The organism is Desulfobotulus sapovorans DSM 2055, assembly GCF_059569355.1.
In genome coordinates this window covers 1-11,074 of sequence record NZ_JCANVJ010000048.1, presented here as the reverse complement: position 1 = coordinate 11,074, position 11,074 = coordinate 1, and the positions used below count along the sequence as shown (strand labels likewise).

General features: G+C 55.3%; 10 protein-coding genes. 2 read left to right on the top strand and 8 right to left on the bottom strand.

Going from position 1 to position 11,074, the window contains the following annotated elements; translation table 11 throughout:
• The 8 genes from BR04_RS17185 to BR04_RS17150 form a co-directional block, all read right to left on the bottom strand.
• The coding region (locus BR04_RS17185; protein ID WP_496357256.1) for a hypothetical protein at positions 1-259 on the bottom strand (259 nt) is incomplete at its 3' end.
• Between the two features lie 84 nt (positions 260-343).
• On the bottom strand, positions 344-1,477 hold the full coding sequence (locus tag BR04_RS17180; RefSeq protein ID WP_496357255.1) for a hypothetical protein: 1,134 nt from the start codon (positions 1,475-1,477) through the stop codon (positions 344-346).
• Positions 1,474-1,974, bottom strand: a complete 501-nt coding sequence (locus BR04_RS17175) for an FHA domain-containing protein (RefSeq protein ID WP_496357254.1) — start codon at positions 1,972-1,974, stop codon at positions 1,474-1,476. Before BR04_RS17175 ends, BR04_RS17180 begins: the two co-directional genes overlap by 4 nt.
• 49 nt (positions 1,975-2,023) lie before the next feature.
• On the bottom strand, positions 2,024-3,334 hold the full coding sequence (locus BR04_RS17170; RefSeq protein ID WP_496357253.1) for a trypsin-like peptidase domain-containing protein: 1,311 nt from the start codon (positions 3,332-3,334) through the stop codon (positions 2,024-2,026).
• Positions 3,335-3,343: 9 nt separating this feature from the next.
• A complete protein-coding gene (locus BR04_RS17165) occupies positions 3,344-4,870 on the bottom strand; it encodes a caspase family protein (RefSeq protein ID WP_496357252.1) in 1,527 nt (508 codons plus the stop codon).
• Between the two features lie 42 nt (positions 4,871-4,912).
• Positions 4,913-6,691 carry an Lcl domain-containing protein gene (locus BR04_RS17160; RefSeq protein ID WP_496357251.1) on the bottom strand — a complete coding sequence of 593 codons (1,779 nt, stop codon included), beginning with the start codon at positions 6,689-6,691 and terminating at the stop codon, positions 4,913-4,915.
• A gap of 34 nt (positions 6,692-6,725) precedes the next feature.
• Positions 6,726-7,598: a PP2C family protein-serine/threonine phosphatase gene (locus tag BR04_RS17155; protein ID WP_496357250.1), complete on the bottom strand. Its 873-nt coding sequence runs from the start codon at positions 7,596-7,598 to the stop codon at positions 6,726-6,728.
• 60 nt (positions 7,599-7,658) lie between these two features.
• Positions 7,659-10,193: a protein kinase domain-containing protein gene (locus BR04_RS17150; RefSeq protein WP_496357249.1), complete on the bottom strand. Its 2,535-nt coding sequence runs from the start codon at positions 10,191-10,193 to the stop codon at positions 7,659-7,661.
• Positions 10,194-10,582: 389 nt separating this feature from the next.
• Here BR04_RS17150 and BR04_RS17145 point away from each other — a divergent pair, with 389 nt between their 5' ends.
• Together BR04_RS17145 and BR04_RS17140 are read left to right on the top strand one after the other, a co-directional pair.
• Positions 10,583-10,813, top strand: a complete 231-nt coding sequence (locus BR04_RS17145; RefSeq protein WP_496357248.1) for a hypothetical protein — start codon at positions 10,583-10,585, stop codon at positions 10,811-10,813.
• 116 nt (positions 10,814-10,929) lie between these two features.
• The coding region (locus tag BR04_RS17140) for an IS1634 family transposase N-terminal domain-related protein (RefSeq protein WP_496357257.1) at positions 10,930-11,074 on the top strand (145 nt) is incomplete at its 3' end.

Genomic DNA, 11,074 nt, shown 5'->3' with positions numbered 1-11,074 from the left:
TTGCTTCCTTGAAAAAACTGTCCAGCCCCCAGGTGAAGACCTCTTTCTCCGACTGACTGCGGACGGTGATGCGCTGGGTTCCCCGATCCCGAACCCCGGATTCCGGAAAATACTCCTTGATCACATGCTGGCTGTCAAAATGGCTGTGCCGCACTCGGTAGGTGATGCCAAAGGCTCCGGAACCCAGAACCGACTCAATGACATAAACATGGAGCTTTGCCCCCACGGGCAGGGCATCATGACGCACTTCAGTTTCCATTGTTTTCCTTTCCAGTGTTTCAGGAAAGCCCTCCCCCCGGCCCTCTCCCGTGGAAGAGGGAGCCTTAAAGGATGTCTTTTTTCTCTACAGGGTTTCCACGGTGATCAGACCAATGGAAACACCCTTTTCCGTCAGCCTGTCCAGAAGCCCGGCCAGTTCATGGGCCTTGTAGCTGTCTTCGCCTTCCACAAAACCGCCCCCTTCCACCAGATGGCGGAAACGGGTCAGTTCCAGGGGGTCTTTGGAAAAAAGAAAAAGATAAAGATCCAAGCTCGCCACACCGGGCTTCAGGGTGGCGGTTTCCAGATACAGAGGAGCCTCGGGGATGCGGGGGCTTTTGCCTTCAACCTTCATGTTTTCCGCAGCAAGGCTCACCCTGCCGTCCGGATAGAGATTGATGAGGGAAACATAGCCCCCTTCACCACTTCCCCTGGCGCGGAACACAAAAGGCGTTCCGGTTTTCAGACGGGTGGACAGAGGTTTGCCGTCCGGGCTTTCCAGAGAAAGGCGCAGGCCGGATTTCTGACAGGCGGAAAAATCAAAAAGCTCTGTGGTTTCCGCAATATTCAGGACTTCGCCAAAAACAATGAGCACCCAACCGACCTGACTACGGGAAAGATCCAGATGACCGGAACGTTCACCCTCTCCCCCGGGAGACGCCAGACGGCCTTCCAGATACCGGGCCAGAGGCCCCTCGACCAGAGCTTTGGGGCCTTGAAGGGTCACACGGGCAGGAAGGGGCTTTCCCTCCTTCCGCCAGGTTTCCAGAATACGGGAGGCCAGAATTTCCTTATCCGGCCGGATGTCCACTTCCACGCCCACAAGATACCTGTTCTGCCAAACCTCGTTATGGATTTTCTCGGAACGGCCCATTTTCCGGGCGGAAACACTGCGGATGTCCTCTTGTACCCTGCGGGCCACGGATTCTCCCTGCTGCACGGTCAGCACCTGAAATTCCGATGTAATCTGCACTTCCATCTCATTGAGAATGGCCGCCCGCGCCCTGGCGGTCGCCTCCTCAGGGCTTGCTCCTTCTCCCACGCCGCGCAGCGTATGACGATCCGACCGCAGGGTGGTGTACCAGGCCGGAGGCTCAGACGGGGGGGAGAGTGCCTCCCGCCGGGTCTGGGGCCCGCCCCCCTGCACACCACCGCAGGCAGCAAGGAAAAGCGTCAGAAAACCAAGAAAAAAAGGTCTGCCCCCTTTTGCCTTTATCATGCCTCCACCTTTTCCCAGGAAAAATCCGGGCCGCAGAGGGCAACAAAACGAAGCTGGCTTTCTCCCACCTGAAGGATGTCTCCGGCCTGAAGATCCTGATCCCTGCGGATGGTTTTGCCGTTGAGGAGAGGCAGGTTGCGGCTGTTTCCCCGCTCCACGAAAAACTCATTGGCGTGGTTGTCGTACACCACAATGGCATGGGCTTCCCGGCTGACGGTGGTGTCGCTGTCCGGCCCGAAATCAAGGCAGACTTCCATGCCTGCATCCCGGCCAATGCGGTTTTCTCCCTGAATCAGCCGAAAATCCCGGCCCCGGTTTTTGCCATTGAGCAGCACCAGCCATCCGGTGACGGGAAGGAGGCCTTCTGCGGCCACCTTTTCCTGAGACCCTCTGTTCAGAAGAATGGTGGTTTTCGGGCTTGCAAGGGGACGGGGCGGGATCTGGCCTGCTGCGTTGCTGTCAATTTTCTGGGTTTTTTCCATTTTTTCCGTTTCCATGATCTGCTCCTTGACAGAGGGTTATGAAAAAGGGGACACCCCCCCTTTCCTATTCTATTTCAAATACTGCAAGATCCGGCTGGGAGGTCAGTTGCAGGCGCTGTCCCGGCAGAAACCGGAGTGCCGCACCGGGAATGAGTTTCCGGCCATCCACAAAGCTGCCGTTCATGCTGTCCAGATCCTCAAGCCAGACCTCCCCGTCCTTAAGAATAATCCTGAGATGACGGGAAGAAATGCGCTTATCGGCAAGAACGACATCACAGTCCGGGCTTCGGCCCAGCACAAAGGGGCCGTGACCTTTCAGAACAATGTCCGGCAAGCCTGAACGGCTGCAAAGCCGCAGACCACCGGAATGCACATCATAGATATGGGTTCTGACCCGCTCCTGGACAGGCGGAACCTGACCCTGGAACTTCCGGGCAGGCTCATCTCCAGATTCTGCCCCGAAATCTGCGGGCGGTACGCTTTTTCCACCATTTTTCTCCGACCGGCCTTTTTCTGACCCGGCTTTTTTCCATCCCCCATAAAGCAGCCCCCCCGCACCCAGCAGAAGCAGGGCAGCCAGGGGCAGCCAGTACGGTTTTTCAGCGCCCTGATCCCTCAGGCAGGGTTCGGAAACCATCTCAAAGGCAAAGCGCTTTTCCAGAAGAACCGGAAACAGGGCACGGACATGGGCAGCGGCAAAGATGCCATCCGAAGAACTGATGTCCGCAGGTCGTCCCGTCACCCGATCCCGCATGGCGCTCACCGGCATCACATTCACCCCCACCACCTGACCGCAGGCATTCACAAGGGGGCCTCCCTTGCCTGTGAGGGGCAGATCCGCATGGTGCTGAAGAACCTCCAGCACATCGCCTCCCGGTCTCCAGGCCTCGCGAAAGACATTGCCAAGCCGTCCCTCTGCCGCGCGGATGGCTGGCACGGTTCCCTCCTGATCCAGAAATTCCTGGGTATCGGGGAAGGAAAAGGCGTACATGAGGGTTCCGGTTTCGGGATCGGCATCACTGAGGGGGAGCGCCGGAGCAGGCAGGCCGGGAACCCGGAGCAGGGCCAGATCCTTTTCCAGAGAACGCCAGAGGACTTCGCCCGCATACACCCGGCCACCGTCCCAGGCAATGACGCCCACAGGCCCGCCCCGCTCCAGGGCCGCTGCCGTGGTCACCACCATTTCCCTGTGAATCACAAAGCCTGTTCCCCGTTCCACAAGCCCCACAATGCTTTTTTTCACCTGCTCCGTATCCAGTTTTGCCGAAAAAGAAACTCCCGGCAGCAGCAACACGCAGAAGAAGGCAGAAAAGACCCAGGCTCTTCCCTTGAAACACCGCATCAGGATCTGCGCCCTGTCACAAAAACATGCCATTTTCGCCCCCTATTCCATCACCAGTACAAGGTGGTTCGCATTCCCGCGTTTTACGGGTTCCTGTTTGCGGCCATGGGCAAAATAGTCCGCATCCCCCGCCACCTTCTCCCGCACATAGCGGTGCAGCTCCCCTGCCGTCACCTTTTTGTCCCTGTTCTTGTCCGCCTCTCCGCTCAGGCCCCGCACAAAATGATAGGTGAAAAGACCATGGCCCTTTTTCCTGTGCCATACGGCAACCTGATCCTTGTCCGCTGCAGCAAATACCAGCAGAGGGCTCGTTTTTGCCGGGGCAGGCCGGGTTGTTTTGCCGGTTTTGACCTGGGTCTGGGCTGGGGATTTCGGCTGGGGGACGGGCTTTCCCTGGGCCTGAGGCTCCGGCAGGGGCTGCATGTTCCGCAGCATGGCAGAGCTGATGTTACGGTAGAGAGGGCCTGCGCCGGAATTTCCGGAAAAACAGGCGTCCAGGGCAACGGTTATGGAGGCGGCGGGAAGGGACGCCAGATTTTTATAAAAAAGATCTAAGGGATAGCCGCTGATATCCACATAATCCACGCCCGTATCCACGGGAATCAGGAAGGCGGATTTTCCGTCCTGCCCCGGAGCGCCGTGGCCGGAATAATACACAAAGATCTCCGCCCTGCCTTCCATGCGCTTTGCAAGCCCGTGAAGCCTTCCCTCGGGCCTGTCCCGCGTGCCGAAAATCTCCTGAAATCCGGCACTGCCCACATTGGTTTCAAAAAGGATGTTTCTTTCAGGAACCCCAAGGCTTTCCATGAGAAAACGCCGGATCAGCGCCGCATCCCGCTCCGCATAGTTTACATCGAGAACCCCTTTCTGATGGGTCTCGTAGCGGCGGTTGCCGATGACCACGGCGATGATTTCCCGGCCTGCCTTCCCACGGGGCAGGGTAAAACCAAGCTCTTCAAACTGTTCTTCCGCGTCAGCGGGCGGAGAAGCCGTAACGGGCTGTCCTGGAGCCGCCTTTCCGGCATTCTGAAACATCGAGAAAAAAACAGCGGGATCCAGGCCCATGGTACCAGAAGGCCGTCCTTCTCCCCTCAAAATAGTCATCACCAGCTCCGAAAAGCCCTGCATGTGCTGAGAGGCCAGGGCCGCAAGCATCCCGCCCACCAGCCTGTCCGCCTCCCTGAAGCCCTCATGATCGGGAAACTGCTGATGGGCCGCAGCCGTAAGGGCCTTTGCCCGTTCCGGCTTTTCCCCTCTCTGCATGTACATCAGCCCGAGGTTGGCCTGCCAGTCTGCACGGTTCTGTATGGCAAGGGCCTTTTCCATGGCTTCCACAGCCCTGTCCCCGTATCCGTAATGCCAGAAGGCCTTTGCCAGATGGGCATGAAATGCGGGATCTTCGGGACAGAGGGCTGCTGCCTCCCGGAAAAGCCGAAGCCCCCGAAGCTCCAGCCCTTCCATCCGTTCCGCCCCTTCCATGGCCTTCTGACGGGCAAGCTCACAGGAGGCCAGGGCGGAAAAGGGCTGCATCAGAAGAAGCATCACAAACAGCAGAGGATAGGGTTTCATTCTTCCTGCTCCTTCAAAAAAAAGGGGGCAGCCCCCTTCAGATTAGGGTTTACGTACGGGTCGTACCATGGCCCTGGTCTGGGCGGGCCTGTAGGTGACATCCCCATGGATAAAATCCACCCCCTGGGCCTCATCATACCCCGTATCCGATGAAGACCAGAAAAAGCCTGCCTGAGTCTCGGGAAAAACCTTTTTGTCGATATGGGGAGGATCGGAATCCATGAGGCACTCCCCCATGTCCCGCTCCCCGTCTCCGCAATGGATCAGCGCCTCCAGCTCCCCCACGGTGGGCAGACGCCAGCCCGCCTTTCCTGCAAGTCCTTGGGCAGCCGCAGCCTGTACCGCGTTCTTCCAGGCATAGGTGCTCGCACTGCCGGTACAGGTTCTGCCGTTCCAGCTCTGGCCTAAGGAACAGCGCATCCATTGCAGGCCGGTCTTCGTGTCCGTCACCGTACCGTCTCCATGATCCGCATAACGGTTGGAGATGAGCGGAGAGGTCACATTGGGTTTCCCGGAGTTTTGCCCTTCCGCTGCAAGACGTTTTGCCTCTTCGGCCTTACGCTTTTCTTCTGCAAGGCGTTTTGCCTCTTCGGCTTTACGCTTTTCCTCCGCAAGGCGCTTTGCCTCTTCGGCTTTACGCTTTTCTTCTGCAAGGCGCTTTGCCTCTTCGGCCTTACGCTTTTCTTCCGCAAGACGTTTTGCCTCTTCAGCCTTTAGATTTTCCTCAGCAAGGCGTTTTAGCTCTTCAGCCTTTAGATTTTCCTCCGCAAGCTCCTTACGGAGGGCATCAATGCGGCGCTGGGCCTCGTCATTTTTTTCACAGATTCTGCAACCCGCCATGTAATCCTGATAAGCCACTTCCGTATGGCGTTCTTCCGCCGTCTGCCAGAGCCGTGCATCCTCTGCCTGCATCAAAGCGTTTTGTTCCGCCTCCGCCTGATGCCGCCACAGGGCAAAGCCCGCACCTGCCAGAAAAACCAGAACAAGGCCCCCTGAGAGCCACTTGAAAAAACCGGATTTTGCGGGCTTTGCCGCAAGCGGAGCACCTGCACCGGGTCTTGGCTCCCCTTCCGCCCCCAGGAGAATGAGGCTGGTATTGTCCTGATGGGGATGCTGCTTTTCCTCCACAGCCCGGAGCAGGGCGCGGGTGGCGGTCTCCACGTCCCCTCCCTGCTGCCGGAGAAGGCTTTCCATCTCGCCTCCGGGATTTTCGTTTAAGGTCTGGATGCCGTCACTGGCCAGAAGCAGAAGCTCGCCGGGCTTCAGAACCCCCTTGCCCGTATCCACATGCTCGATGCCCATGCCCATGACCGCACTGGTGATGGCGTGACGCTCCGGATGGGCCAGGGCCTCTTCCTCGGAGATCCGTCCTTCGGCCACCATTTTTTTAAGCTCTTCGGCATAGGCATGGTTGGCATTGATGCGTGACAGGTTGCCCCCCTGCATCCGGTACAGGGGGCTGTCGCCCACGCTGAGATACTGAAAAGCCCCGCTTTCCCCATGCAGCAAGAGGCCGATGAGGGTGGTGCCCATGCCCGCAAGCTCGGGCTGTTCCCGAAGCAGACGGGTGAGGGCACCGTTGGCCGCTTCCAGGGCTTCCCGGAGCAGGGTTTCCGGCGTCCGAAAGTCCTCCTGTTCCGCAACAAACTCCCGGAACACCCGGCAGACGGTTTTGCTGGCAAGGCGGCCCCCCTTCTGCCCGCCCATGCCGTCGGCCAGCACATAGAGGCTGTACCCGCCGGGCAGAATCTGGTTGGCAAGGCTGTCCTGCTGCTCCTCGCGGGTTCCGAGGATCTGACTTTCGTAAAATGAAATGCGCATCTTCTTGTCTCCTTCGTTTTCTGCCAAGGCTTTTTTAAATCTTCACAAAGCGGGTTCTGTGCCAGAAAGCCTCATTCCGTGATACCTGCCCCAACCGAATACACAGGGCCGTATAATTGTCATATTCAGGCTCTTTTTCCCCTGCCCTCCGGCGCAGGGTCTTTTCAAAATGCAAAAGGGCCTCTTCGGGAGAAAGCCCCTGCTCCAGGGCCGCTTCCAGCTCTTCTTCCAGAATCCATTCCCAGAAGCCGTCCGTGCTCAGGTAAAAACAATCTTCTGAGGCAAGCTGGGTGAAGGTGCGGCAGATACCGGGCCGAAGATTTTCTTCCGCCTTGCCCAGGGCCTTTAAAATCCGGCTGCGATCCGGATGGGAGCGGATTTCTTCGGGCTTGATTTCACCCATGCTCACCAGCATCTGGGGAACGCTGTGATCCAGGGTCTGGAACAACAGCCTTTGGCTGCGGAGCTGGGTGAGCCGCACATCCCCCACATGAATCCAGTTGGCAAGCCCGTCCCTCAGGGCAAGAATCACCAGGGTGGAGCGCATGGAAGAAAGCTCCCGCCTGCCCTCCTTTGCCGCAAGGATGGCCTGCTGGGCACCGTCCAGAAGCCCTTGCAGGGCCGTATCCTTCCAGAAATCAAACTCCGGGGAGGAAGCAGCTTCCAGTGCCCCTGCAATGGCGGCATGGGCCGCCACCCGGCCTCCCCGGTGTCCGCCAAGGCCATCGGCCACGGCAAAAATCAGGCTGCCGTCGGATGCAGCGGTAACCCCCCAGGCATCCTGATTTTCTTCCCGGCCTCCGGCTCCGGAGAGAGCCGCCCAGGAAAGGCCGTTTTCGCAGTCTGCCGCGTAAAAGGAATGCTGGCTTTCATCTTCAATATCCCAGGAAAACAGGGGATCCTTCATAAGAACTCCTTTAAGGGGGGAGCAGTCCCCCCTTTTTTTTGCTACTACTGGGGAGACATCTCAGCGACAATATTCATCCTTAAAATCAGAGTAAGATGTCAATCCTTCATCATTAATCCCTTCGGCACATGCTATTCCGCACCACAGACCGAGTGTTCCTGATGTATCGGATCCCAGTTTATCCTGGAATCCTTCAATTATCCGCATAGAAAGCTGTGCACATCTGTCACTGTCTGCACCCTTTCCTGCCGTATAACAACGCTCATATATCCCATAAAGCAATTCACATTTTTCACTCTTAGCTTCATCCTTAGAAGATGAAAAAGAGACAACCTCAAGGTCATATTTACCGTCTACACCCCACCGGTAATTATTTTTTTTGCCATTATCCCATTTTACAGATATCCATCCGTCGCTGTCTTTGCTTTTTGTCACGGTACCCTCCTGCCCGGAACCGCCATCCTGATTTTCCCACTCCCAGTCAGGTCCACGGCACACCCGGGTTCCCACAGGCAAATCCTGCTGCGGCGACTGCGAAGATGAAAAAGAGACAACCTCAAGGTCATATTTGCCTTTTACACCCCACCGGTAATTATTTTTTTTGCCGTTATCCCATTTTACAGATATCCATCCACCGCTGTTTTTGCTTTCTGTCACGGTGCCCTCCTGCCCTGAACCGCCATCCTGATCTTCCCACTTCCAGTCAGGCCCACGGCACACCCGGGTTCCCACAGGCAAATCCTCTGGTCTTGATGCCTGAGGTGGCTGTGAAGATTTAAGCCGCATTGAAAAATCAAGATTTTCTCCTGCCTTGAGGAACACCTTTTTAAAACCTCTCTCATAACCTGGCGCTATAGCCTCAACCTCATAGGTTCCGGATTTCAGGGTCATTCCCTGAGTAAAGACCGGGACAATATTCAGAATCCGCACCCTTGCGGACGATGGCGTTACATTTACGCGAAGAGTGCCAAAGGCATCCTTCAAACGTTCCGCCTCCCCCTTCCTGTCACAGGTCACACAGTTCGAAATATACGCCTCATAGCCCTCGGGACTGTCCTGCGCCGTCGCCTCCCCCCACAGCTTCGCATCCGCTTCACGGCGACGTTTTTCTTCCGCTATACGTTTTTCCTCAGCCAGACGTTCGGCCTCCCGCCTTGCGGCTTCCGCACGAAGTTCTCCAAGCCGTTTTTCCCCCTCTTCCTTATGTTCACAGATCCCACAGCTTTCAAGATAGGCTTCATACCCTTTGATGCTGTTCTTTTCTGTTGCAAGACCCCAGGCCTGAAAATCCGCAGCACGATCTGCCTCTTCTTTTTGAAGCCTTTCTTTCCGGCCCTCCGCTTCCACCTTGTCATCACAGAAACGACAATTCAGAAGATAGTTCCCGTACCCATGGGAGCTTCCCCCCTGCTCCGCTTCCGCCCACAGAGCCGCATCATGCCTCTGGTCTTCCTGACGGCTCTGATACCACCCATACCCATACACAGCGCCAAGAGCAGAACCCGCAAGAATCAAAAGAAGGAGAAGAGATTTCAGAAGAAACGACGTGCTCCGCCCCTTTTCTACGGGCGGGATTTCTTTTTTCTGAGAATCCGGCCTTTCTTTCTCAGGTTCCGGTGTGAACCGTAATGGCTCCGTACTTTCTTTCACCGGCTCTGTAGGCGACGGAGGGAAGGAGGCCACCCGATTTTCAAGAAGGCGCAGCAGCTCCGCAGCACTCTGGGGTCTGTCCTGCTGGCGGATGCGGGTGCACCTTTCCGCAATCTCAAACACAAGGTCACTGTACCTCCTGCCACACACCTCCCTGAGGGGGGGCAGAATATCCGGACGGCCATCAACATACACCGCATCCTGACGGTCACGGGAAAGGGGCAACGCCACATGGGGTGCCATAAGATGGTAAAGACTCATCCCAAAGGCATAGAGATCCGTGGCCGGGGTCTGCTGGGTGACAAGGGAATACTGCTCTGGCGGAGAATAGCCCAGGGTGGTCACCAGGGCGCTGTGTTCCTTCGAACCCCGCCCCGACGAAAAACGCGCACCGCCGAAATCGATGAGAAGCGGCTCTCCGTAAGCCGTTTTCAGAATATTGTCCGGCTTCACATCGAGATGCAGAATCCCCTTTTCATGCAGTACAGAAAGCCCCTTCAAAACGGGAAAGAGATGGCTGAACAGCTCCTCTTCCGTAAAGGGCCTGTTGCTTCTTTCCAGCAGCATGGCCTCAAGGGACTGGCCCTCAATGTATTCCATCACAAAATAGGCCGTGTTGTTGTCCGGAAAATACCCGTGAACCTTGACAATGTTCGGGTGATTGAAGTCCCCCAGTGTCACGGCTTCCCGTTGAAAACGGCGAATCCCTTCTTCAAAATCCCCCTGCTTGGACGAAGACAGCACACTGACGGCCACTTCTCCCGTACCCCGGTGAGAAAGGCTGTCCGGAAAATATTCCTTGATCACCACAGGCCGGTTGGCTTTGGTGTCCAGGGCAAGGTAGGTGATGCCAAAGCCACCCTGACCCAGTTTCTTCAGGATTTTATAAAATTTAAGCCTGTAGCCCTCAGGAAGGGGCTGCTGCATGCCTTGTGCCTCACTCATAGGTCTTCCTTTCAAATAGCTTAGGTTACGGACTGCAAAGTCAGTCTGTAAACTCACCCAAAAAAAATCCGCGAGCGTACCCCTACGGCATGGACGGATATAGGACTGGGATTTTTTTTTCTAAAAAATATTCGTTTCATTTACAAACAAAATCTGAAAAAAGTTTTGTCTGGACTCGAAATTACTCCCAAAAAATTAAAATGGGGTCTGACCCCCTTTTTTATAGGAACAGTCTCTCAGGTGGCATCTATCTTGGTGTTTACCGCATATGGTCTAATTTTTCAGTCAAAGGCATTGAACAACTATCCCATGCATGTTATTTGATTGTATATTCTGCATGTTACTGGTTACGAAAAATATTTCCGGATAAACTCGAAAAGGAGGATGAAATGAAAAGAACATTCTTGGTAGTGCTTGCTCTTACGATTTGTTCAACTTCAGCATTCGGGCTTGTAAGTACGGCAGAAATTTTAAAACGAATAGTCATGACAGTAGCAAAGCTGGAAAGTATGGGAACCCAGGTTCTTTTTGCACAGCTTGATAATATCAAAAAAAATTCTGTGGATACCCAGACTCATCTTCTACAGTTGGGAAGCCTTTTTTGTTCAAAATGCCTGTAATTACTATGTCGCATCTTGTAAAAACCCCAAAAGGTGGTGCCACAGAATTGGAATTTAATATTGTTTTTAAAGAAACTATAGTATAAAAATAAGGTGCCCTTACTGGAGGGGGTGCCATGTTTGCCAGAATCAAAAAATCAGGTCGGTATGAGTATCTTCAAATTGTCGAAAATAAAAAAATTGAAGGTAAAACTCGACAGCGTGTCATTGCTACCATAGGCCGTATGGATGAAATCAAAGAGAAGGATCAGCTTGAACCTC

Bases quoted from the DNA above. Each gene is read 5' to 3' on its own strand.
- BR04_RS17180 (WP_496357255.1), bottom strand. From the start codon at position 1,477: ATGATAAAGGCAAAAGGGGGCAGACCTTTTTTTCTTGGTTTTCTGACG.
- BR04_RS17175 (WP_496357254.1), bottom strand. From the start codon at position 1,974: ATGGAAACGGAAAAAATGGAAAAAACCCAGAAAATTGACAGCAACGCA.
- BR04_RS17170 (WP_496357253.1), bottom strand. From the start codon at position 3,334: ATGGCATGTTTTTGTGACAGGGCGCAGATCCTGATGCGGTGTTTCAAG.
- BR04_RS17165 (WP_496357252.1), bottom strand. From the start codon at position 4,870: ATGAAACCCTATCCTCTGCTGTTTGTGATGCTTCTTCTGATGCAGCCC.
- BR04_RS17160 (WP_496357251.1), bottom strand. From the start codon at position 6,691: ATGCGCATTTCATTTTACGAAAGTCAGATCCTCGGAACCCGCGAGGAG.
- BR04_RS17155 (WP_496357250.1), bottom strand. From the start codon at position 7,598: ATGAAGGATCCCCTGTTTTCCTGGGATATTGAAGATGAAAGCCAGCAT.
- BR04_RS17150 (WP_496357249.1), bottom strand. From the start codon at position 10,193: ATGAGTGAGGCACAAGGCATGCAGCAGCCCCTTCCTGAGGGCTACAGG.
- BR04_RS17145 (WP_496357248.1), top strand. From the start codon at position 10,583: ATGAAAAGAACATTCTTGGTAGTGCTTGCTCTTACGATTTGTTCAACT.